This is a genomic window from Nonomuraea fastidiosa (assembly GCF_042751225.1).
GTDB lineage: Bacteria > Actinomycetota > Actinomycetes > Streptosporangiales > Streptosporangiaceae > Nonomuraea > Nonomuraea fastidiosa.
This window is the reverse complement of record NZ_CP170570.1, coordinates 2,542,041-2,564,276: the sequence shown is the minus strand read 5'-3', so window position 1 is coordinate 2,564,276 and position 22,236 is coordinate 2,542,041. Positions and strand designations below refer to the sequence as shown.

Annotated in this window: 21 protein-coding genes and 1 pseudogene; 9 read left to right on the top strand and 13 right to left on the bottom strand. The window is 69.2% G+C overall.

Features of this window, described 5'->3' with window-relative positions; genetic code table 11:
- Positions 1-18: 18 nt before the first annotated feature.
- Positions 19-1,305, bottom strand: a complete 1,287-nt coding sequence (locus ACFMQL_RS11580) for an ABC transporter substrate-binding protein (protein ID WP_378785628.1) — start codon at positions 1,303-1,305, stop codon at positions 19-21.
- 132 nt (positions 1,306-1,437) lie between these two features.
- Between ACFMQL_RS11580 and ACFMQL_RS11575 the strand changes: the two genes are divergently transcribed.
- Positions 1,438-2,199, top strand: a complete 762-nt coding sequence (locus ACFMQL_RS11575) for a FadR/GntR family transcriptional regulator (protein ID WP_378785626.1) — start codon at positions 1,438-1,440, stop codon at positions 2,197-2,199.
- A gap of 232 nt (positions 2,200-2,431) precedes the next feature.
- On the top strand, positions 2,432-3,709 hold the full coding sequence (locus tag ACFMQL_RS11570; RefSeq protein WP_378790151.1) for an MFS transporter: 1,278 nt from the start codon (positions 2,432-2,434) through the stop codon (positions 3,707-3,709).
- Here the strand turns inward: ACFMQL_RS11570 and ACFMQL_RS11565 are convergent.
- Entirely contained in the window at positions 3,699-4,904 is a 1,206-nt protein-coding gene (locus tag ACFMQL_RS11565; protein WP_364063578.1) for a cytochrome P450, read from the bottom strand. The two genes, ACFMQL_RS11570 and ACFMQL_RS11565, sit on opposite strands and share 11 nt — an antisense overlap.
- Before the next feature lie 80 nt (positions 4,905-4,984).
- Positions 4,985-7,171, bottom strand: coding sequence for a RiPP maturation radical SAM C-methyltransferase (locus ACFMQL_RS11560; protein WP_378785624.1), 2,187 nt, complete (start codon positions 7,169-7,171; stop codon positions 4,985-4,987).
- A gap of 433 nt (positions 7,172-7,604) precedes the next feature.
- Between ACFMQL_RS11560 and ACFMQL_RS11555 the strand changes: the two genes are divergently transcribed.
- Together ACFMQL_RS11555 and ACFMQL_RS11550 are read left to right on the top strand one after the other, a co-directional pair.
- On the top strand, positions 7,605-8,468 hold the full coding sequence (locus tag ACFMQL_RS11555) for a TauD/TfdA family dioxygenase (protein WP_378785623.1): 864 nt from the start codon (positions 7,605-7,607) through the stop codon (positions 8,466-8,468).
- 56 nt (positions 8,469-8,524) lie between these two features.
- Positions 8,525-9,286, top strand: coding sequence for a hypothetical protein (locus tag ACFMQL_RS11550; protein ID WP_364063570.1), 762 nt, complete (start codon positions 8,525-8,527; stop codon positions 9,284-9,286).
- Here the strand turns inward: ACFMQL_RS11550 and ACFMQL_RS11545 are convergent.
- Both ACFMQL_RS11545 and asnB read right to left on the bottom strand, forming a co-directional pair.
- Complete coding sequence (locus ACFMQL_RS11545) at positions 9,283-10,473, bottom strand: aminotransferase class I/II-fold pyridoxal phosphate-dependent enzyme (protein WP_364063567.1); 1,191 nt, start codon at positions 10,471-10,473, stop codon at positions 9,283-9,285. The genes ACFMQL_RS11550 and ACFMQL_RS11545 overlap by 4 nt on opposite strands.
- A complete protein-coding gene (gene asnB, locus ACFMQL_RS11540) occupies positions 10,470-12,272 on the bottom strand; it encodes an asparagine synthase (glutamine-hydrolyzing) (RefSeq protein ID WP_378785621.1) in 1,803 nt (600 codons plus the stop codon). The genes ACFMQL_RS11545 and asnB overlap by 4 nt, the downstream gene beginning before the upstream one ends.
- A gap of 400 nt (positions 12,273-12,672) precedes the next feature.
- Here asnB and ACFMQL_RS11535 point away from each other — a divergent pair, with 400 nt between their 5' ends.
- Positions 12,673-13,482, top strand: coding sequence for a hypothetical protein (locus ACFMQL_RS11535; RefSeq protein ID WP_364063563.1), 810 nt, complete (start codon positions 12,673-12,675; stop codon positions 13,480-13,482).
- A gap of 11 nt (positions 13,483-13,493) precedes the next feature.
- Complete coding sequence (locus tag ACFMQL_RS11530; protein WP_364063560.1) at positions 13,494-14,042, top strand: DUF6817 domain-containing protein; 549 nt, start codon at positions 13,494-13,496, stop codon at positions 14,040-14,042.
- A 16-nt stretch (positions 14,043-14,058) separates the two neighbouring features.
- On the opposite strand, the gene ACFMQL_RS11525 is transcribed toward ACFMQL_RS11530, so the two are convergent.
- The 5 genes and pseudogenes from ACFMQL_RS11525 to ACFMQL_RS11505 all read right to left on the bottom strand — a co-directional run bounded on the left by ACFMQL_RS11525 (position 14,059) and on the right by ACFMQL_RS11505 (position 17,193).
- Positions 14,059-14,853 carry a CPBP family intramembrane glutamic endopeptidase gene (locus tag ACFMQL_RS11525; protein WP_364063557.1) on the bottom strand — a complete coding sequence of 265 codons (795 nt, stop codon included), beginning with the start codon at positions 14,851-14,853 and terminating at the stop codon, positions 14,059-14,061.
- Complete coding sequence (locus ACFMQL_RS11520; protein ID WP_378785619.1) at positions 14,853-15,545, bottom strand: dTMP kinase; 693 nt, start codon at positions 15,543-15,545, stop codon at positions 14,853-14,855. Before ACFMQL_RS11520 ends, ACFMQL_RS11525 begins: the two co-directional genes overlap by 1 nt.
- Before the next feature lie 9 nt (positions 15,546-15,554).
- Complete coding sequence (locus tag ACFMQL_RS11515; protein ID WP_378785617.1) at positions 15,555-15,845, bottom strand: PqqD family protein; 291 nt, start codon at positions 15,843-15,845, stop codon at positions 15,555-15,557.
- Positions 15,846-16,188: 343 nt separating this feature from the next.
- Positions 16,189-16,548, bottom strand: a pseudogene (locus ACFMQL_RS11510) (hypothetical protein); the annotation flags it as partial.
- Between the two features lie 63 nt (positions 16,549-16,611).
- Positions 16,612-17,193, bottom strand: coding sequence for a TetR/AcrR family transcriptional regulator (locus ACFMQL_RS11505; RefSeq protein WP_378785615.1), 582 nt, complete (start codon positions 17,191-17,193; stop codon positions 16,612-16,614).
- 90 nt (positions 17,194-17,283) lie between these two features.
- On the opposite strand from ACFMQL_RS11505, the gene ACFMQL_RS11500 reads away from it, so the two are divergent.
- Positions 17,284-17,649 carry a DUF4267 domain-containing protein gene (locus ACFMQL_RS11500; RefSeq protein WP_378785613.1) on the top strand — a complete coding sequence of 122 codons (366 nt, stop codon included), beginning with the start codon at positions 17,284-17,286 and terminating at the stop codon, positions 17,647-17,649.
- A 38-nt stretch (positions 17,650-17,687) separates the two neighbouring features.
- Here ACFMQL_RS11500 and ACFMQL_RS11495 read toward each other — a convergent pair whose 3' ends face one another.
- Together ACFMQL_RS11495 and ACFMQL_RS11490 are read right to left on the bottom strand one after the other, a co-directional pair.
- The gene (locus ACFMQL_RS11495) at positions 17,688-18,299 is read right to left on the bottom strand and encodes a hypothetical protein (protein WP_378785612.1); all 612 of its coding nucleotides are present in this window, start codon (positions 18,297-18,299) and stop codon (positions 17,688-17,690) included.
- A gap of 131 nt (positions 18,300-18,430) precedes the next feature.
- The gene (locus ACFMQL_RS11490) at positions 18,431-19,225 is read right to left on the bottom strand and encodes a CPBP family intramembrane glutamic endopeptidase (protein WP_378785610.1); all 795 of its coding nucleotides are present in this window, start codon (positions 19,223-19,225) and stop codon (positions 18,431-18,433) included.
- Positions 19,226-19,266: 41 nt separating this feature from the next.
- Here ACFMQL_RS11490 and ACFMQL_RS11485 point away from each other — a divergent pair, with 41 nt between their 5' ends.
- The gene (locus ACFMQL_RS11485; protein WP_378785608.1) at positions 19,267-20,109 is read left to right on the top strand and encodes a TetR/AcrR family transcriptional regulator; all 843 of its coding nucleotides are present in this window, start codon (positions 19,267-19,269) and stop codon (positions 20,107-20,109) included.
- Positions 20,110-20,310: 201 nt separating this feature from the next.
- Positions 20,311-20,436, top strand: coding sequence for a hypothetical protein (locus ACFMQL_RS11480; protein ID WP_378785606.1), 126 nt, complete (start codon positions 20,311-20,313; stop codon positions 20,434-20,436).
- Positions 20,437-20,513: 77 nt separating this feature from the next.
- Here ACFMQL_RS11480 and ACFMQL_RS11475 read toward each other — a convergent pair whose 3' ends face one another.
- Positions 20,514-21,947 carry a M20/M25/M40 family metallo-hydrolase gene (locus ACFMQL_RS11475; protein WP_378785604.1) on the bottom strand — a complete coding sequence of 478 codons (1,434 nt, stop codon included), beginning with the start codon at positions 21,945-21,947 and terminating at the stop codon, positions 20,514-20,516.
- Positions 21,948-22,236: the final 289 nt, after the last annotated feature.

The following is a 22,236-nucleotide window of genomic DNA, read 5'->3' as shown; positions in this document are numbered from 1 at the left end:
AGAGGCGAGGTAGAGCGGCTACCTGGCCTCGTCGTCCAGGAACTTCTGGAACGCGGCGTTGGCGGTGTCGGCGGCCGCCGCCGCGTCCTTGCCGGTGATCGCGTCGACGATGGGCTGCCCGACGATCTCGCGGGACTCGGCGACCTTCACCACCAGCGGCCGGTCATGACCGACGCCGCCCTTGGTGCTGGCCGCGATGGCCTCCGCCAGATCCTTCGGGAAGGTCGAGGTGCCCTCGGGGTCCTCCCACACGGACGTACGGGCGCCCGGGACGCCGGCCTTCTGCTGGGCGAGCGTCTGTTCCTTGCTGGTGGCCCACTCGATGAACTTCCACGCGTTGTCCGCGTTCTCGGAGGCCGCGTTGATGCCCAGCGCCCACGACGGGATGTTGTACGGCTTCGACCCGGCCGGCCCCTCAGGGAACGGCGCGAAGCCCACCTTGTCGGATACCTTCGACTTCGCGGGGTCGGTGGCGTTCTGGTAGAGCGAGTTGGCCTCGGTGTAGAAGGCGGCCTTGCCCTGGGTGAAGATGGCCATCGCCTCGGGCCAGCTCATGTCGGTGCTGACGTTGGCCGGGCCGGCGTCCTTGATGAGGCCGCCGTAGTAGGCGTACGCCTGCTTGGCCGCGTCGGTGGCGACCGCGGCCTTGCCGCTCGCGTCCATGAAGTCGCCGCCGAAGCTGTAGAGGAAGCTGGAGAACTGCGTGACGGCAGCGGACTTGCCGGTGCGCGCGACGAACCCGGCGACGTCCGGCTCGCTCTGCTTGATCTTGAGCGCGGCCTCCTTCAGCTCGTCGAGGGTCTTCGGCGGCGCGTCCAGCCCGGCCTTCTCCAGCAGGTCCTTGCGGTAGTAGAGGACCTCCTGCTCGGTGATGATGGGCACGCCGACCGGCTTGCCCTCGTACGTGGTGGCCTCGACGGGCCCGGCCTGGAAGTCGGAGTAGTTCCAGTTCGCGGCGGCCTTGACCCGGTCGGTCAGGTCGGCCAGGTACTTGTTCTTGGCGAAGAGCTTCCCCTCCTGGAGGGGGCGGTACATCATCACGTCGATGTCGGCGGAGCCGGCGTTCAGCTTGACGTTGTACTGGTCGGAGAGCTGGTCCTCGCCGAGCTGGGTCACCTCGACCTTGAGCCCGCTCTGCTTCTCGAACTCGGGCAGCGCCTTCTTGATGTTGTCGGTCCACACGTGGTTGGCCAGCGTGACCCGCAGCGTGGTGGACGAGCCTTCGCCGTCGTCGCCGCCGCAGGCGGACAGGGTCAAGGACGCCACCACGGCCAGAGATGCACCGATGATCGACCGATGTCGCACGTGATCTCGCCTTTCTGTCATGGTCGCTGCCCCCAACGCGCCATGTTTCCGTTACATCGGGTTAATGCGGGGATGCTAGGACAAAAAAGCAGACTTATTCAAGAGTCGTCTCTCGATAGATATGCTTTATATGTGACTCAGTCCTCCCCCATGGGCGCACCAACCCCATCCGCCCCTGCCGAGGCTGGGCTGCACGCTCGCGTCCTCGACCGGCTCGGCACCGTCATCTGCAACGGCGACATCCCCGCCGGCTCGGTCATCAGCATCGACGACCTGATCGACCGCTATCAGGTGTCCCGCTCGGTGATCCGCGAGGTGCTGCGCGTGCTGGCGTCCATGGGGTTGATCGAGACCCGGCGCCGCGTCGGCATCATGATCCAGCCCCCCAGCGCCTGGAACGTCTTCGACCCGCAGGTGATCCGCTGGCGGCTCGCCTCCGACGGGCGCATGGCGCAGATGCGCTCGATCACGGAGCTGCGCACCGCCGTCGAGCCGCACGCCGCCTTGCTGGCCGCCGCCCACATCAGCGACGACGACGCGAGCGAGCTGGTGGGCCTCGCGGCCAAGATGTGGGCCGCCGGCAAGGCCGGCGACGAGCAGCGCTTCCTCGACCTCGACATCGAGTTCCACCGGCGGGTGCTGGCCGCGTCCGGCAACGAGATGTTCGAAAAGCTCCACGTGATCGTCGCCGAGGTGCTCGCGGGACGCCACCACTACCACCTGATGCCGCACTATCCGGACGAGGAGGCGCTGCACCTGCACACCGACGTGGCCCAGGCGATCCAGCGCCGCGACGGCGAGCGCGCCAGGCGGGCCATGGTGGGGATCATGGAGCAGGGGTTCGCCGAGATGAAGTCGATGTGGGAGCGAAACGCCGAGCCCGGCGGCGCGTGAAAGACCCTTACACGGCTGACAGACCCTTGCGCGGCCCTTCTTGATCCACTTAACATGACCGAAAGTCCCCCTTACCGTGAATCCTGAGGGAAAGTCAGGTCGCATATGACAACTCTCGGCATTTGACGGGCACTCGCTGAGCTTTCTGAAAACGGCCTGACCCCGGGCCTCTGAAGATTGGATCGCAGGTGCACGCTGTAGTGGCCGATGTCATTTCCGTGGACCGGTGCAGATGATGTCCGCGGCTCCAGAAGAGCAGACGAAAGGGTGGGGCAGGCGCCTGCTCGAATCCGTCGAGATGCAAACCGGGCCGCGCCGGGTCCTCGCCGTCTCGACATTGGTCAACACCGCGGGAAACGGGCTCTTCATCACCGCGGGTGCGCTGTATTTCACCCGGGTCGCCGGCCTGTCCGCCGTGGAGGTCGGTGCGGGACTGACCATCGCCGGCTTCGTCGCGCTCACCGCCGGCATCCCGGTGGGGCGGATGGCCGACCGGTGGGGCCCGCGCCGGCTGTGGGCCTGGTTCCTGGTGGTCGAAGCCCTGGCCATGGCCGCTTTCCTGCTGGTCGACTCGCTCCCGCTCTTCGTGCTCGTCGCGTGCGTGAGCCAGTTCGCCGCGGCGGCCAGCCAGACCGCGCGCATGCCGGTCTTCCGCCGCATCGGCGGCGCCGGCGCCACCCGGCTGCGCGCCGTCCTGCGCTCGCTCGTCAACATCGGATCGAGCGTCGGCGCGCTCGCGGCCGGCGTCGTCATCACCGTCGACACCCAGGCGGCCTATACCGTGCTCATTCTCGCGAACGCGGCGACGTTCGCGGTGAATGTGCTGCTGGTGATGATGCTGCCGAAACTCGAACCGCTGCGCACGAAATCCGCGGCGAAAACCGGCGTGGCGCTGCGGGACCGGCCATTTCTGGCGGTCACCGTACTGTGCGGCGTCCTTTCTCTGCAGGGGCCGGTGCTGACATTCGCGATACCGCTGTGGATCGTGCAGCACACCGAGGCTCCGCGCACGCTCGTCGCCATTCTCGTCACCATCAACACCGTCATGGTCGCGCTGCTGCAATTGCCCGCGACAAAAGGCATCGACGGCGTGCTTCTCGCCGGGCGCGCGGCCCGGGTCGCGAGCTTCGGGCTGCTGGCCGCATTCGTGCTCTACGGCCTGACGTCCGGGCTCGGCGCCGTGGCCGCGACGGTGATCCTCGTGGCCGGCACGATCGTGATGACGCTGGCCGAGCTGCGCTACGCCGCCGCCGAGTTCGAGCTGAGCTTCGGGCTCGCGCCGGTCGAGCTTCAGGGTGAGTACAGCGGCGTGTTCGGGCTCGGGCAGGGCCTGGCGGGCGCGGCGGGGCCGTACCTGCTGGCGGTGCTCGTGCTCGGCGTCGGCGTCCCCGGCTGGATCGCGCTCGGCGCCCTGATGGTCGCCGCCGGCCTCCTGCTGCCCCCGGCCGTGGCCTGGGCCGAGCGCACCCGTACGCATGAGCCCGAGGCCGGACAGGAGGTCACCACGTGACCGGCAGGCGTTCCAGGCCGTAGATGACGCTGGCCTCCCTGGTCGGCACCTCCTCGCGGGGCACGGCGAGGCGCAGGCCGGGGAGGCGTTCGAACAGCGCGGGGAACGCCAAGCGCATCTCGCTGCGGGCGAGCTGCTGGCCGAGGCACTGGTGGATGCCGTGCCCGAAGGCGAGATGGCCCATCCGCCGCCCCGCGCGCGTGAACCGGGTGAGGTCGAGCCGCTCGGGGTCGTCGAAGCATTCGGGGTCGCGGTTGGCCGCCGACAGCGACATGCAGACCACCTGGCCCTTCTTGATGGTGACGCCCTCGATCTCCACGTCCTCCAGGGCCGCCCGCATCGGGCCGATGTGAATGATGGTGAGATAGCGCAGCAGCTCCTCGACCGCGCTGTCGATCAGCGACGGGTCCTGGCGCAGCGCCGCGACCTGCTCGGGATGCTCCAGCAGCGCGAAGGCGCCGAGCCCCAGCATGTTGGCGGTGGTCTCGAAACCCGCCCCGAACAACATGAAGCCGATGTTGGTGAGCTCCTCGTCGGTGAGGTCGCTGTTGTTGATCAGGTCGCTGTAGAAGTCGTCCGTCGGCCGTGCCCGCTTGCCCGCGATCAGCGGCGGGAACAGGCTCTGCATCGTGAGGAACGCCTCGACGAGGTCCTTCTGCTTGGTGTTGAGGTTCACGGCGACGCCCATCGCCCGCTGGAACTCGCCGCGCTCGCTCTCCGGGATGCCCAGCAGGTCGCAGATGACGGCCGACGGGATCGGGATGGCGAACTCCTCGACGAGATCGACGGGGCCGCCCGAGCGTTCCATGGCGTCCAATCGGTCGTTGATGACCGCGGTGATGCGCGGTTCGAGCTGCTTGATGCGCCGGACCGTGAACTGGGCGATGAGCAGCCGGCGGTAGCGCGTGTGCTCCGGCGGGTCCATGCGGATGAACATGCCGGGCTCGGACGGCTGCCGCTTCGTGGAGATGTCCCGCGCGACCGGCAGGTGCATGAGCTCGCGCCGGTTGCTGAACCGGTCGTCGGAGAGGATCTTCCTGACGATGCGGTGGCTGGAGGCGAGCCAGCCCTCGTGCCCGTCAGCGAACGTCATGGGGGTGAGGGGACGCTCCTCGCGGATCTTGCGGAAGACGTCCGGCGGGTCGAACGGTCCTGGCCTTTTGTCGGTGGGAAAGCGGAAAGCGGTCTCCGTCACGGTGACTTCCTCAAAGCTGTGAAGGCCGTCGCGGGTGACGGCCCTCAGGGGGAGAACGGGGGAGCCTGGCGGCTGCGGAGTCAGGCGGCTCCGGTCAGCACGGGAAGCTGCTTCGGCACCCGGACCGCGGGCTTCGGGCCCGGCATCCGCCGCCGGTGCAGGATCGGCAGGCCCAGATAGCTGTCGTCGTCGCGTACGACGAGGCCGGCCGCGAGCAGCCGGTCGAGAGCGCCCGCGATCTCCTCGGCGGGCACCGGCACGGGCAGCGCGCGCTCGATCGCCTTCGCCGACCTGAGCTGGTCGAGCGCGATGAGCACGCTGCTCGCCGCCGGGTCGAGGTCGAACTCCCTCTCCGGGTGCGGGCGGGCCGGGCGGGTGTCGAGCACGCGCAGGTGATCGCCCATCCAGGACGCCTCCAGCCGCGACTCGGGATGGTCACGGCGCCACCGGTCGGCCGCCGCCCGCAACGCGGCCAGCACGCCCTCGGACGCGAGCGGCCGGTCGCAGCGCATCCGGAAGAAGTACGCCATGTCCCGGCGCTCGGCGCGGGGCAGGTCGGCGTAGATGTGGTCGTAGGCGATCTCGTGTTCGAGCTCGACGATGCCGAAGTCGGCGCCGGACTCGTAGAAGGGGCTGAACCGGTCGGCGCGGGCGGGGCCGACGTGCTCGGGCGGCGACAGGTGCGTGACGAGGCCGAACAGCTCCGGCAGGTCGGCGTAGTCGTCGTCGGTCTCTCCGGGGAAGCCGTGCAGGTAGTTCCACGACACGTCGATGCCCAGCTCCGTGCACCACTTCATGGTCTGCAGGTTGCGCAGCCTGGTGGTGCCCTTGCGCATGGCCTCCAGCAGCCGGTTGCTCATCGACTCGATGCCGGGCTGCAGGTGGTAGACGCCCGCGTCGCGCAGCAGCATGAGCTGGTCGAGACGGAGGTTGGCCTTCACCTCGTAGTGGAGTGTCACCTTCAGATCCGACTGCGCGATCATCGGCAGCAGGTCATTGAAGTAGCGGTAGTCGAGGATGTTGTCCACGACGAGGACGTCCGTGCGGCGCTTGCCGCCCTTGCCGTACTCGTGCACCAGCCGGCGCAGCTCGTCGAAGGCCCTGGCGGCCGACTTGCTGCGGAACGCCATCGTCAGGCCGTTCAGCCCGCAGAACGTGCAGTGCTTCTTGTCGCCCCACCAGCAGCCGCGCGAGGTCTCCAGCGGGACGGCGGTCTCGACGGGCAGGGTGCTGCCCGGGCGGGTGGTCCGCAGCCGCGCGTAGAAGTCGTGGTACTGGGGCACCGGCAGGTCGTCCATGCTGGGGGCGGTGCCGGCCTCGATGACGGCTCGGCCGCCCGGATGCGGCTCCACGCGGTCGCTCCAGAACGTGTCGGACTCGACCCAGCCGGGGCGGGCGCCGGCCGCGCGCAGGTCGCGGACGAACCGGCTGATCAGCCACTCGGCCTCGCCGCGGAAGACGTAGTCGATGGCGGGGTAGTTGCGCAGGACCGCCGAGCCCATGGGGCCCTCGCAGTTACCACCGCCCATGATGATCGTCAGGTCGGGGCGGAGCCGCTTGAGGCGCTTGGCGAGCCCGAAGCTGGCGGCGTTCTGCTGGAAGGTCGAGGTGAAGCCGACGATGTCGTAGCGGCCCCAGATCTCGTGGCGGGCCAGCGCGTCGAGGAACGGCTCGGTCAGCTCCTTGATCTCGCCGAGCCGGTAGACGGTGGCGAAGTCGGCGAAGTCCGCGTGCTCGGCGAGCAGGACCTCGGTGAGGAAGCGCTCGTCCGCGCCGTCGGACCGTTCGGCGAACAGCCACTCGCCGACCAGCGCCACCTTCGGCGAGCTGGTGCCGATGCGGTTGTAGGTGTCGTTGCCGACGGCCTCGGCGAAGTCGAGATTGGCGTAGATGACGTCGGCCGCCAGGCCGTCGGCCGCGAGGGCGGACTGCAGCAGCGAGACGCCGATGGACGCCCAGCGGGTCTCGGCCCACGGCATCACGACGAAGGCCACGCGCGGGGATCCGTCATCGGCCGCCGGCTTCGCGGCGGCGATGTCCAGGCTCACCGTCGCCAGGTCGCCGAGGCCGCGCCCGCCGCCTCCGCGGGCGAAGAAGGACTCGATCTCCTTGAGCATCGATACGCCGGACGCACTCGACGGATCGATTCCGGCGGCACGCACGGCTGACGACGCGTCATCTCGTAGTGCTTTTCGAAAGGAGGGGTCGATGAACGTGCGGGTCAGCAGCGCTCTCTGGTCGCCGGAGAGCTCGCTGGAGACTCCCATATGCGCTTCCCTTCCATCAGTTATACCGGGAGGCACAGCAGATTCCAAGATTCTAAGCGAAAAGGATGGCCGCGCAACCATTGCGACGCCTCACAAGGTGGCTTCTCAATACCGTCTCACAATCATTGCCCGGCAAAACTGAGTTCTTGACCGAATGCAGTCAGGGTGTTATAGGAGCCGTCGGCCTCGAGGGGCTTGAGGTCGCCCAATGTGTACGGGACTGGAGTGCTTGACGGGGTGTGTACCGGAGCTTACGATCACTTAACGTCCGGGCCAATAGATGGGGAAAGGAGGATGACGTGAAGAAGCGCTATGTGAAGCCCGTCGTGCGGCACATCGACCTTTTGGGCGCTGTGATCATCGACTAGCTCGACGGAATGGTGTAAGAAATGCACAGGCGGTCCATTCAGTGTTCACTCGCGAGGGAAGAGTCTTGAGTGAGATCTGCCTCCGTGGAGCCGACCGGCGTGAGCTGAGCGAAGTGGCGTCGGTGGTGATTGGGTGGTCACTGGATGGGCCGTCCGTCGAGGCTCTGCGGGATAGGGCCAGGAAATCCGAGTCGCTTCAATCGATCGGCCGGGCCGTGCGCCACAGGCTCCGCGAGGACGGTTACGCGCTGCTGCGCAACGTCCCGTGCAGCGAAGACGCCGAGCTCGTCGCCCTCATCGGCCTCGTCGCCGTTCCCTCAGCGCTGGGCAACGGCGACACCCTGTTCTTCGACATCTCCCCTGACTCGTCGCGGTCCGAAGACGTATCCGGCACCAAAGCCGAGTTCCCGCTGCACACCGACTCCACTTTCTTCGCCATTCCTCACGATTTCCTCGGTCTCGCCTGCGTGCGAAACAGCGACTCGGGCGGCGAGTCGATTATCGTGCGCGCGGCCGATGTGGCGGAACGAGTGCGGGCCGTCGGCGGCGACGAAGTGCTCGCCGCGCTCGGCGACCAGGTCTATCCGTTCTATCTGCGCGACCCGCTCTTCGGACACGGCATCCAGCTCGTCCCCATTCTCCATCGCGACGGCCACGAGTGGTCCATTCGCTACCGCCGCGACATTCTGACCGCACTGGCCGAGCGCTTCGACCTGGACGATATTCACCGGCGCGCGCTCACCGTGCTGCACGAGGTGCTCGCCGACCCGGGTTCGTTCGCCGTGCAGGTGCGTCTGGAAACGGACGAGCTCATTCTCATCGACAATCATCATGCGCTGCACGCCAGGACGGCGCTGGGCCCGGGCGAACGACGGCTCAGAAGGGTCAAGGGCTATTTCCTGGAGAACTCCGCCCGGCGAGTCCTTTAACTGATCGCGCCCTCCCCGAAATAAGTCCGCAGCGAGCTGCGAGAATATGGACGGACATGCTTGTCGTGAAACTTGGCGGCGCGATACTCACCCGGCGGGGCGGCTCGCGCGTGCTCGAACACTCCTGGTGCGACTGGCTGCCCGAGCTGCTCGGCCGGCATGACGGCCAGCTGTGCCTGGTCCACGGGCTCGGGACGTTCGGCCGGGCGTGGATGCCGCTCTACGACGGGCCGTCCGCGACGATCGGCGGTGAGCGCGCCCTGCTGGCCAGGACCATCCAGGCCGACCTGCGCTCGCTGCACGACCAGGTGGTGGCCTGCCTGCAGCCGATGGGCAGGACCCTGCGCAGCTTCGACCCGCAGTCGCTGTTCCGCTGCCACGCGGGGGACATCACCGACGGCTGGCCGGGCCCGATCGCCGCGTCGCTCGCCGCCGGCGAGGTGCCCGTCCTGTACGGCGGCACCGTGCTCGACGACGACGGGACGTACTCGATCGTGTCCAGCGACGCGATCGTCGAGTTCGTCGCCCGCGAGATGCCGGCCAAGCAGGTCATCTGGCTCTCCGACGTCCCCGGCGTGTTCGTCGACGGGCCCGACGGCACCCGCGAGGTGGCCCCGGTGCTCGAACGCGCCCACCTCGACCGGCTCAGCCTGATCGGTGACGACGACGGCGACGTCACCGGCGGCATGCGCGGCAAGCTGCGTTCCGCCTTCCGCCTGCTGGAGCACGGCGTCACCTCGCGCATCGTCTCCGGCCGCGACGTTCCGGCCGTCCGCGCCGCTCTCGCGGGCGAGCCGGCCGGAACGTTCATCGGCTAGCCCGCCCGCTCGGCCATCTCCGTGACCGCCTTCTCCAGCTTGGCCAGGCCCTCTTCCAGCACGTCGTCGGGCACCGCGAACGTCATGCGGGCGAAGCCCTCGCCGACGCTGCCGAACGCGGTCCCGGGAACCACGGCGACGTGGTGCCGTTCGAGCAGCTCCTTGGCGAACTCCTCGGAGGTCATCCCCAGCCCGCGGACGTCGAGCATCACGTAGAAGGTGGCCTCGGGAACGACGCAGTCGAGCCCCGGCATGCGCTTGATGGCGGCCACCGCCTTGTCGCGCTTGGCCCGCAGGCGGGAGACCACCTCTTCGGTGTGGTCCTGCGGCCCGGTCAGCGCGGCGAGCGCCGCCTCCTGCACGAACACCGGGACGTTCGTCACCGAGTTCTGCTGGTAGATGTCGAGGGTCTTGATGATGTTCTCGGGGGCGATGCACCAGCCGATGCGGAAGCCGGTCATCTGCCACGACTTCGAGAAGGTGTCGATCACCACCGTGCGGTCCCTGGCGCTCTCGACCGTGGAGATCGACCGGTGGCCCTCAGGGGCGTAGACGATGCGGCTGAAGATCTCGTCGCTGATGATCGGCACCTGGTGCTTGGCGCACAGCTGCGCGATGTCGTCGATCTCGTGGTGCAGCATGCCGGTGGGCCGCTGCGGGCTGTTGATCACCAGCAGCGACGCGGTGGGCAGCAGCTTGTCGAGCTGTTCCAGGTCGAACGAGAACGACGGGGCGACCAGCGGGGCGTGCACCACCTCGGCGCCCTGATACTTGATCCAGATCTCGGTGGGCGGGTAGCCGGGGTTCGGCGTGATCACCCGCGCTCCCGGTGTCAGGAGCGTCATGAGCGACATCGTCAGCGCATGCTTGGCGCCGAAGGTCACGAGCACCTCCGACGGCCGCGTGGGCCTGCCGCGCGCGGTGTTGTCGGCCGCGATGGCCTCGCGCAGCTCGGTCAGCCCCGCGCCCGGCGCGTAACGTACCTTGCCGTCCTTGAGTGCGCGGCAGCACGCCTCGATCACGTGTGGCGCCGGCAGGAACTCCTCTCCCTCGAAGTCGCCACGTTCGAAGTGGATGATCCGGACCTTCGCCTCGGACTCGAGAGCTGCGGCGGAGCGCATCGGCGCCCACTGCACGGGCATCTCGAAACGCGCCGCCGCGGGTGCGGGCTGCAGGGTTGACGTCATCTGTCGGTTTGCCTTTCTGCGCGAGTACGGCCCAGTCGTTCGAAGACGAAGCGATACCAACCGAGAAGGAGAACCACCCCCCAGGTGATGTCGGGCGTCGTGGCCGGATCGTCGTGGAACGCGGTGGCCAGCCGGCGCAGCCCGGTCCTGCTCAGCCCCAGCTCCTCCGCGCCCGCGCCGTCGTGGAGCAGGTCGAGCGCCAGCGGGCGCAGCGGTCCCGCCAGCCACGACGCGGCGGGGGCGGAGAACTTCTGCTTGGGGCGGTCGACGATGTGCCGCGGCACCATGTGGCGGGCGAGGTCGCGGAGGGGCTGCTTCGGCTCGCCCCGCATCAGGTCGCCGGCGCTGTGCGACAGCGCCCAGGCCACGACGTCGTTGCGGAGGAACGGCACCCGGACCTCCAGGCTGTGCGCCATGGACAGCCGGTCGACGCGCAGCAGGTGGTACTCGGGAAGCTTCTTCACCGTCTCGAACTCGCGGATCGCGTCCGCCGGGGCCGTCCCGCCCGCTACGGCGTCGGTGAAGCCGGCGCGGGACTGCGCAGCGGCAGGCTCGCACCGCCCGGCCATGTCCTCGTCGAGCAGCACCTTCCTGTCGTCGGGTGAGAGCCAGCCGAGCGCGTCCCAGTAGAGCTGCTGCCACGGACGTCCGAGCGCGGCCTCCTGCTGGGCCCGGTGCATGTGGGAGTAGCCGAGCAGCAGCTCGTCCGAGCCGTCTCCGGCGAGCACGGACTTGTAATCGCGCGCGGCGAGCCCGGTGACGGCGAAGGTGCTGAGGCACACGGGGGTGTAGATGGGCTCTTCGAGGTGCCAGAGCGTGTCGAGAAAGCAGGTGAGGAGGTCGGCCGTGCCGAGCACCGTCACCTTGTGCTCGGCGCCGACGTGCCGGGCGACCTCCCGCGCGTATCCGGTCTCGTCCTGCCAGGTCGCGTTCTCGTAGCCGACGCTGTAGGCGTCGACGGCGGCCGCCGTGCCGGCGCCGAGCGCGGTGAGCGTGGTCGAGTCGAGCCCGCCGCTGAGCAGCAGCCCGAGCCTGGGGCCCGGCTGGCCGGTGGTCTCGACGGCGCCGCGCAGCGCCTCCGCCAGCGTGGTCGCGGTCGCGGGCCCTGGGGCGCCGCGTACGTCGAGGACGTGGAATGGGCGCTCGCGCCCGGAGCGTGCGCCGGGGCCGAACTCCAGCAGCGTGCCCGGCGCGACCTTGCGCACGCCGTCGAAGGCGCAGCCGGGCGGGAGCGGGAAGCGTACGGCGATGTAGTCGGCGATCGCGTCGCGGTTGACCGCGAGCGGCACCGCGGGGTCGGTCAGCAGTGCCTTGGCCTCGGAGGCGAAGACCACCCGCTCGCGGTCGGCCCAGTAGTACAGCGGCTTGATGCCACAACGGTCGCGGCCCAGCAGCAGCCGGCGCCGCCGGCCGTCCCACAGGGCGAAGGCGAACATGCCGTCGAGCCGGGCGGCGAAGTGCTCGGGGTCCTCCAGGTACGCGGCCAGGATGACCTCGCCGTCACCGCCGGTCTTGAACGTGTGCCCCCGGCGCTCCAGCCGTTCGCGCAGCTCGCGGTAGTTGTAGATCTCGCCGTTGAACACCAGGTGAACGTCGGCGCCGGAGGCCGACAGCGGCTGGTCTGAGCCCTCGGGATCGACGATCGCCAGGCGGACCGTGCCCATGCAGACGTGCTCGGCGGAGAACAGCCCGGAACCGTCGGGGCCCCGGTGCGCCATGGCATCGAGCATCCGCTTAACGCCAGGGGTTTCCGCCTCGCCGGTCGTATCCCAGACCGCGATACCGGCCAGACCGCACACGCCCGTTTACTCCCCATCTCTGTGAACGGCTGCGAAAAAATAGGCACACCAGCCGGCGCAGCGCACTTGGCTAAAAGCCTATATCGATGATCCAGGAATAGCTAGATTTGAACTGACAAAAGGCGGTGACTCACGGGAGAAGGATGAGTCGAGGTCGCGCCTTCAATGGCGATGCTCGGGTTATCGGATTCCTGTGGGCAGACATGTTAATATGCCCGCAATCGGTTGTCCATACTCGTTTTCCTGGTATTCATCCGGGGTGCGAAGGCACCTTGACTAACATTTGTTGCGACTGCGACACTCTGAACGTGCTGATGGCTGCTCGACCCTGGAGTAATGCCGTGAGTTTGCACGATCGGCGAGTGGACACCACGACCTTCTGTAAGAGGGAGGACGCACGATGAACGCGGAACGAGCGACTCCCGACCTCCTCGATCGCCTGCTGAAAGAACGCTGCGGCAGCAGCGTCGCCGAGCTGGTGGAGGACGTGCGCCTCAAGGACGACGAGACGTTCTTCTGGAGCGGCTCGTGGGTCGAGGGCTTCGGCAACTCACGCTCTGACCTCGACCTTTACCTCATCACCTCCGACAAGGAGCGCACCAGCGGCGTGCCCCAGGTGACCGGCCCCGGCATGCCGCCGATGTACATGACCCTCACTCCGGGCAGGACCAGAATCGACCTCACGGTCGTCTCCACCGACCTGCTGACCGCGGTCGCCGGCTTCCTCGGCCGTTTCAACGGCGAGACCGATTACCCGACCGGGTGGAGCGACAACTTCCGGGAGTTCGTGCACCGACTCGGAATCGGCGTGCCATTGGCGAACGCCGAGCGGTTTGAAGAAGTCAGGAACGGCATCGACTTCATGAAGTTCCGCCAGTACCTGATGCGCTTCTACCAGAATCGCGCCGACAGCCTCTTCGACGACGCCCAAGGACTTTTGGACGAAGGCGACGCCGTCTCCGCCTACCTGGTCGCCAGGCAACGCATGGAAGCCGCGATCGACATGTATCTGGCCGCTCACGGCGAGACCAATACCCGGGTCGACAAGTGGCGCTGGAAAAAGCTCGTCCGGCTGCTGAAAGGCGACACTGAGCTGTCGGACCGTTTCCTCGAATGCGAGGGCATCGCCGGGTCCGACGTCGGGGACGTCGGCGCCCTGACGCGGCGCTGCCTGCAATTCGGTGACGAACTCATTCTCAAGGCGATTTGAGGCGCCGGACCGTGGACACCATCGATCGGAACGCGACGCTGCAGTTTCTGAAGGAGCTGGGCACGGGTGACATCCGGCTCCACCACCGTTCCCTGCTCGACCACCTCGTCGGGACCGAGCAGCTGCTCCTGAGCTGGGATTGCCCGGAGGAGATCGCCGTCGCCGGCCTGTGCCACGCCGTGTACGGCACCGACGGCCTGGTCTCTCCGCTCGTCACGCTGGAGGACCGGCCGAAGCTGCGCGAGCTCATCGGCACCTCCGCTGAGTCGGCCGTCTACCTGTACGGCTGCTGCGACCGCAAGGCGGTCTACCCCCAGCTCGGTCACGGCTCCGACCTGCGCTGGCGAGACCGCTTCACCGGCCGGGAGTGGACGGTCGGCGCGGACGAACTGTCCACTTTCATCCTCCTTACCTGGGCGAACGCTCTCGAAGCGGCGGCTGCGGGCACCGACGGCGACTGGTCGGCGGTGTCCTACCTGTTCCTGCTGACGGCGGACTGGGTGGGCGAGCGGCCCAAGCAGGCGGCGACCGAGATCCTCGGGGTCGACTTCTCAGGCTGAGCCGTGCGGGGCGGCGCTACCCGGCGCCGCCCCGGTACGGGTTGGTCCGGTAATGCCAGACGATCTGTGCCACGGGGAACAGGTTGTAGGTGACGTGACCGAGCACCGCCGCCCACAGCGAGCCCGTCACGTACGCGATCGAGGCGAGCAGCGTCGACAGCACGGTGATCCGCACGACGTAGGCGACGTTGATGACGGTGCCGGCCCAGCGGTTGCCCAGGTGCTCCACGACGAACAGCACGGTCGAGACGGGCACCGCCCACCACCCGACGACCGGGACGAGGAACGCGAAGAGCACGCCGCGGTAGAACAGCTCCTGCCCGATCGCCGCGGCCAGCAACTGGTAGCTGCGCAGCGCGGCCGTGGACAGGCGCAGCGGCGCCATGAGTTCGAGCAGCTCGCGGTCGAAGCCGAGGCGCAGCCGCCGCCAGTCGCTGGCGTACACGGCCGCCGCGACGACGACCGCGAGGACGGCGCCTGCCCAGTCCCACGCGAACGCCGGGCGGACGATCGCCGTCCACGCCACGTACGGCAGGAAGAACAGCACGAAAGGCGCCGCGAACAGCACCTCCGACGCCCAGCCCGCCATGGACAGGCTGCGCCGCCGCACGGCGGGCGCGATGAGCTGCATGGCCCACACGGTCGCCACGGCAGCCAGCATGACCGCGAAGTCCGGCGCGTCCACCGCCCAGCAGGCGAGCGCGCCGAGCGTCACGGCCGCGGGCAGCGCGACCGTGCGCGGGGTGAAAATGGGGGGCGGGGCCGTCTTCGTGCGGGGCGGGGGGTAGATCTGCGCGAGGCGAGGAGGCATTACCGCCCCGCCTGCCTGCTTCGAGTCCGGCCGGTGCGATGGTGCGCGGCGAGCGCACCGACCTGGTCGGCCACGGAACGAGCGAGCTCGTCGATGCCCAGCCTTCCGTCGAACGACACCTGCGGAATCCCCTTCACCTGGTCGTGCAGATCGTTCAGCACCTGCTGCTGGAAATCCTCGAAAGCGGGATAGCTCAGGTCGTCACCGGCGACCTCGAAAACGGTCGGAACGCCGTTGCGCCGCCACGCCTCTTCCAGCGGGACATCGAGCCAGACGATGAGGTCCGGCTCAGGAAGCAGCTCCGTGATGCCGCTCAGCAGCGACGCGGCACCCGGATTGTGAATCGACTCCTTGACCGCCGTGCGATACCAATAGGAATCGCATAGGACGATACGGCCCTCGGCCAGCGCGGGGCGGATATGATATTCCCATTCCAGCGCGATGATATGCAGAAAGAAAGACGTGCGCACCATGGGCGCCATGTGCTGCACATATTCGCGAGGATGGGTCCGGAGGGCCCAGTTGTAACAGTCGAGGTTCTCGATCGGATATAGGTCCTCCGGCTGCAGCGACGTGAAACGCCACTCCGGCACGAGCTTTTTCAGCCGTGCCGTGAGCGTCGTCTTGCCGGCGCCGTCGGGGCCGAGCAGAACGGTGAGGAAGCCCTCGCCGGTACTCTCCATCGGCGTCACGACCTGCGCTTACGCCGGGGCGACGATCTCTAGGGCTCCGAGGCTCTCCAGTTCTTCCAGGAGCTCCACGACGTCCTTGCGGATCTCGTCCTCCTCGGCGTCGTATTCCTCGCTGATTTTGGTGACGATCTCGACGACCGACGTGGATCCGGAACAGAGTTGCCAGACCGATTCCGCGGTCTCATTGAGTTCGAGCCCGCCGGAATCAAGAATGAGCACGACCCGGCCGCCGACGCGGCGAACCCGCGTGCCGTCCTGGCGCCGGGGACGAGAGGCGGCGTCGATGACATCACCGGACAAGGTTCGAACTCCCATCTCGCGAGGCTCCCTCGTAACGACTGGATCATAGACCAGCATTCGGATCTTTTGGAGGGGGTGCGTTGATATTTGTGACTCGACCTTTGACTGCTTCCCACAACGGCTGACTCGGCTCCGTGAAAGGCTTCGTGACCTGCGACTTTCATTTTTTCGCCCCGAGAAAGTGAGAACGCGCCGGGACGGGGTATGACCACTTTTCGCGTGCGGCCGCGAGGCGCACGTCCGTCGGCGGTGTGTGGTGTTCAACCAGGAGGGCGGGCCGGCCGAGCAGTGGCGGGCGCAGACCGCCGCGTTCAGCGCCCACTCAGCGAGAAGTGGCCGGCATTCACCGGATCAGCGCCCAGGCGGCGGCAGAGCTCGTTGCCCCCCATGCCCTCAGCCCACAGCACGTGGAGATCGTCGAAATCCGGGCCGCTGACGCCGAAGGAGGCCATGAGGTCGTACAGGTCGGTCGGGTACGGCGTGGGCGGTCACCCGGCGAGGCCGCGGCGGTGGGCGCGCCGGCGGCAGGTGGGGCCGCAGTAGCGGCGCGGCCGGCCAGCAGCGCGGCCAGGTCGTCGTTCCGCACGTCGGCACGCACCACCCCGGCCTCCTGAGGCTCGCGCAGCAGCCGGCCGAGCGCGTCCCGGAACCGCTGCGCCGCCGCGTTGAACACCGCGCGCACCCTCGCCGACTGGCTCGCAGAATCCGGAGCTTCCGCCCTCCGCGCCCAGCTGACCGGAGCCTGAGGCGGGCGCGCCGTGGGCGGTCAACCGGTGGCTTGGGTGAACCTGGCCAAAAGGGCCGTGAGCCGCTCCTCGTGCGCCTCGCGGGGGATGCGGCCGCCGCGCATCAGCGTGACCAGCCCGTGCAGGGCGGCCCAGAGGATCTCGGCCAGCACCTCGGGCGCGGTGTCCCCGGTGTAGGGGCGTACGGCCTCGACGAACTCGCCGAACGCGGCCTTCAGCGCGGGCGGCGCCTCCTGGGTGGCGAAGGGCAGATCGACCCGGCGGCTGAACATGGCGTCGTAGAGCGCGGGCCGCCGTTCGGCGAAGGAGATGTACGCGGAGGCGAGCGCGGCCAGGGCGGCGGCGGGCGAGTGCGCGGCGGTGCGGGCGGCGCGCAGTTCCTCGGCCATGTCGGCGATGCCTTCGAGCGCGACGGCCGTGACGATCGCGTCCTTGCTCGTGAAGTGGCTGTAGAGCACGGGCTGGCTGTATTCGACCTCTTCGGCCAGCCGTCGCGTGGTGACCGCCTCCCAGCCTTCTGACTCGGCCAGCTCGCGCGCGGCGGCGATGATCAGCTTCTCCCGCTGGGCGCGTTCGCGTTCCTTGCGGCTCTGGATCGACATGGGCCAAATCTAGCACCGCTAGAAGTATTGTCGATGCTCTGCTAGCGTCGGCAACGTCCCTAGCACTGCTAGCACTCGTGGAGTCCCGCCATGCTGACCGCTGTCGCGTACGGCCTCGCCATCGCCATCAACCTGCTGTGCCTGCTCATCGGCGCACGCTTCCTGCTCACGCCGTACGCCGCCGCCGCGGGCTACGGCGTGCCCGCCACGACCGACCGCGCGTACCTCACCATCAAGGGGGTGCGCGACGGCACGTACGGGCTGGTCGGCCTGGCCCTGCTGGCCTTCGCGGGAGCGCAGGCGGAGGCGTGGTTCCTGCTGGTCGCCGCCCTGGCACCGCTGAGTGACACCCTCATCGTGCTGCGCAACGGCGGCGCCAAGGCCACCGCGTACGGCGTTCACTTCGCCACCGCGGTCGTGCTTCTGATCGGCTCCGCGCTGCTCTTCACCGTGTGATGATCGGCTCCGCGCTGCTCTTCGCCGTCGGTGGGCGTTCAGGAAGTGGGTCTTCCCTGAGGACGATGCACGCCCGCACCTGGCACCGGTTCCCCGCCGCGAGGACGAGGCGGCCTGACCGCGATCTCGGGCAGGTCCGGCTCCCGCCGCACGCGGGACAGCTTGTCCGGGTTGCGGACGAAGTAGAGGCCGGTGATCAGGCCGGACTCCACCCGTACCGCCATGACGCCGTCGATCTCCCCGTCGATCCGGACGAGGAGCGCGGGGCTGCCGTTGACGTGCGCCGGCTGGAACGACAGCCGCGTGCCCAGCATGCGCAGGCCCGTGGCGAGCAGGCGGGCCACGCGATCGGCACCCGACAGCGGGCGCGGGAGGTTCTGCTTGAGCCCGCCGGTGTCGCTCAGGGCGACCACGTCCGGGGCGAGCAGGTCGAACAGGCTCTGCAGATCCCCCGTCTCGACCGCCCGCTGGAAGGCCGCGAGCACGGCGCGGGCCTCGGCCGGGGAGGCGGCGTCGCGGGGGCGGCGGGCGGCGACGTGCGCGCGGGCCCGGTGGGCGATCTGCCGGACCGCCGCCGGGCTCTTGCCGACGGCCGACGAGGAGCAGCTCGCCGCCCTGGTCTCCCTCATCGCCTTGATGAACACCGTCAACCGCCTGAACGTCATCGTCAGGCGACCGGTTGGGGAGGTGGCGCCGGCCGCCTGACGACCGGGGCCGCGCCGGCCCGCGTGCGGCACGCTGCGGACCGACCCGGTCCACCTGGTCGTACGTTCCGGGGCGATCACGCTCTTCTGGCCGGCCGGGGCGTACGTGATGAAGCGGGTCCTGCGCTCCAGACGAGCAGCGCCACCGCGACGAGCGCGCCGATCAGCCCCGAGCAGGCGATCAGAGTGTCACCTGCGGTGTAGCCGGGCAGCAGCGACGGCATCACGTTGAGCATCGCGTGCACGACCACGGCCGCCGGCACGCTCCCGCCGGTGCCGGCGTACAGCCAGACGATGATCACCCGCGCGGCCACCGTGCCCAGGAACCACCAGGCGATCCAGGCGGGGGAGCGGCCCGCCTGGAGCAGCGGCACGACGTGCCAGGCTCCCCACACCACGCCGATGATCAGGCCCGTGCCGAGCACGCCCCGCCGGTCCAGCAGCGGGCCCGCGGCGTACCCCATCCAGCCCGCCTCCTCGCAGGCCGCCGCGACGAAGAACACCGCGAACAGCAGCGGTGCGGCCAGGAGCGGGGAGTGCTCGCCGCCGAGCGGGCCGCCCACCAGCAGCGCGAGCGCGTAGGCCGCCAGGTCGATGACGGGCGCCAGCAGGAACGCGGTGACCAGCCAGGGCGCCCGGCGCATGCCTCCTGCGGCGAACGTCGTGCGCAGCAGCCGGCGTACCGCACCCGCCCCCTCGCGCCGGTGCAGCAGGATCGCCGCGGCGATGAGGGGGCACGGGAACTGCAGCGCGCCCACCGGCAGGTTCATCGGGCTGCCGGGGAGGTCGCCGAGTAACGCCCCCGCCACCCAGAACGGGACCGAGAGTACGAACACCAGGGCGAAGAAGGGGATCACAGCGCTCGTCCTCATTTTGAGATATGAAATACAGTGTCTCAAACGAGAGGATAGCCATGCCGACCCCGACCCCGCGCACCCCCACCGGTCTCACCGGCCGCCGGCCACGACTGTCGGACGAGGAGACCGCGCGGCGCATGCTGCGGGCCGCGATCACCGCGGTCGCCCGCACCGGCCTGACGGTGAGCCTGGAGCACATCAGCTTCGAGGAGGTGATCCGCGAGGCCGGGGTCTCCCGCAGCGCCGCCTACCGCCGCTGGCCGTACAAAGACCTGTTCTTCAGCGACCTGCTGAAGGAGATCGCGGCGGCGGCGACCCCTGCCGCGATCTCGCGCGAGGGCACTGACGAGATGATCCGCCGCATCGTCCGCGACCGCCTCGACCGGCTGCGGACGCCGGAGCAGCGCCACCGCCTGATCATGGAGCTGATACGCGAAGGGGCGCGGCGCGACTTCCAGCGCATTCACGGCTCCACGGAGTGGCGCACGTACCTGGCGTTGCACGCCACGTTCCAGAGCCTGCCAGACGGCGAGCTGCGGGAGGAGGTCAGGAGCGTGCTCGCCCGGTCGGAGCACGGGTTCATCAGCGCCATCGCGGCCACGTACGAGCAGATGGCGACGCTCCTCGGCTACCGGATCAAGCCCGAGACGGGGGCCACGTACGAGACGGTCGCACTGCTGGCGAGCGCCACCCTGCGCGGGCTGGTCACCACGGCGCTCAGCACCCCGGACGTGGCCGACCGCCGCGTGACGGCGGCGCCCTTCGGCGACTCCGACCCGGCCCACTGGTCCCTGCCCGCCCTCGGCGTCGCCGCCACCCTCACCGCCTTCCTCGAACCCGACCCCGACGTCGAGTGGACCGAGGAACGCATCGCCGAGGTGACCCGCGCCCTGAGCTGACAAACGCCAGGATCACCGCCATGCCGGACAGGCACCATGGACCCATGACCCATCTGGTCCGCCCCGGCAGGTCGAGCCGGAGGCGGGCTGTTCGCCTTCCGGCAATCCGCCGAGAGCAGAACGCGATGGACTCCCGCGACGACGTGATGATCTGGTTGCCAGGGCCCGCAGATCAGACATCGGCAGATAAGGACAGAGTCCGTGGTCGCGGCGTCGTGGGGGCTGCGCGCGCCGATCCTCGTCGGCGTCCCGGTCCTGGCGGCGGCCGCCATCTGTTTCGTCACCATGCGCGGACACGGTGAGCCCGGCCAGGCTCAGGAGGGGTGACGGTTCCGCGCGGCGGGGTCGGCCAACGCCGGCCCCGGTCCGCCGGAGCAGTCGCCGCACGCTCGGGGTGTGAGCGGTCAGCTCTGCGCGCCGGCCCGCGCGTGCGCGTCGAGCAGGCGCGCCACCGCCTCGGTCACCTGCTTGGCGAACGGGATGTGCAGCCACTCATCCGGTACGTGGGCGTTCGAGTCGTTGCCGAGCGCACCCGTGACGACGAACTGCGCCCGCGGATACCGCCTGCCGAGCATCTCCATGAACGGGATCCCGCCGCCGATCCCCATGCTCTGGCACGGCCTGCCGAACACGTCATCGCCGACCTGCCGCAGCGCCGCCTCCAGCCAGGGGGCCGCCGTGGGCGCGTGCCAGCCGTTCAGGACCATGAACTCGCCGACCTCGATCTGCGCCCCGTACGGCACGTCGGTCGTGAGCACCCGCTCCAGCGCCGCCCGCGCCGCCTCGGCGTCGGCCGTGGGAGGCAGGCGGAAGCTCAGCCGTACGGAGGTCCAGGGCCGCAGCACCGCGCCCGCCACCGCCGGGTCAGGGAGCCCTGCGGCGCCGGTGATGGACAGGGTCGGCCGCCAGGTGTTGTTGAGCACGAGCTCCACCTCGTCATCGGAGACCCGCCGCACGCCCGGCAGCACCGGAAGCTTCGGCACGGCCACCTCGGGATGGCCCGCGACCAGCTCCGCCGCCTCCGCGCGCCGCTCGTCCGGGATGGGAACCACCATCTCGGGCACCTTGATCTCGCCGGTCTCCGGGTCCTCCAGGCGGTCGAGCAGCTGGCGCATGACCCGGAACGAGCTCGGCACGATGCCGCTGCCGAGCCCGGAGTGCACGCCCGTCTCCAGCAGGCGCACCGTCAGCGTCGCCTGCACCGCGCCGCGCAGGCTGGAGGTCAGCCACAGCCGCTCGTAGTCGCCGCCGCCCCCGTCCAGGCAGACCACCAGCGACACCTCGCCGAGCCGGTCGCCGAGATGCTCCAAGTACGCGGGCAGGTCAGGGCTGCCCGACTCCTCGCCGGTCTCCAGCAGCAGCACCGCACGGGCATGCTCGCCACCGGCCTCCTGTACGGCCTCCAGCGCGGTCGTGGCCGCGTAACCCGAGTATCCGTCGTCGGCGGCGCCCCGGCCGTAGAGCCGGTCGCCGCGGATCACCGGCTGCCACGGCCCCAGGCCCTCCGACCAGTCGCCGAGCGGCGGCTGCTTGTCGAGGTGCCCGTACAGCAGCACGGTCCCGGCGGTCGCCGCCGCGCCGGGCGTCGCGGGCACGTCCACGAACAGCAGCGGCGCCCGGCCGTCGAGCCGCACGACCTCGCACCGCGCACCCGGCAGCCCCCGCGCGGCTATCCAGCCGCGTACGTGCTCGACGGCGGCCCGCAGGTGCCCGTTCTCCTCCCAGGCGGCGTCGTAGGCGGCCGACACGGCGGGGATCTCGACCAGCCCGGAGAGGCTGGGCAGCACGTCCGCCGCCCACGCGTTGCTGATCGAATCGCGAAGTTTCTGGTGGTCCATTCCGCCATACTCTCGCAGCCGTGCCGTTCTCGGGTCTCGGGAATGATGCCTGCTGTGCCTGATCTGCTGTGGGAGGAGGTGAAGCCCTTCCTCGACCCCGCGCTCAACGGAACCCTGCCGGATGTGGTCGTGGAGGGGACGTCCTCGTGACCTCCTCCGCTCGATCGGCCGGCGTCTCGGCATGTCCGTCTGGATGAGCGCGGAGGGAACACCCGCCCATCCGGATCTCGGGTACGACGCAGACGCCGACTGCGTCGTCGTCTGGGCCGGTGCCCCGGCACTCACCGCC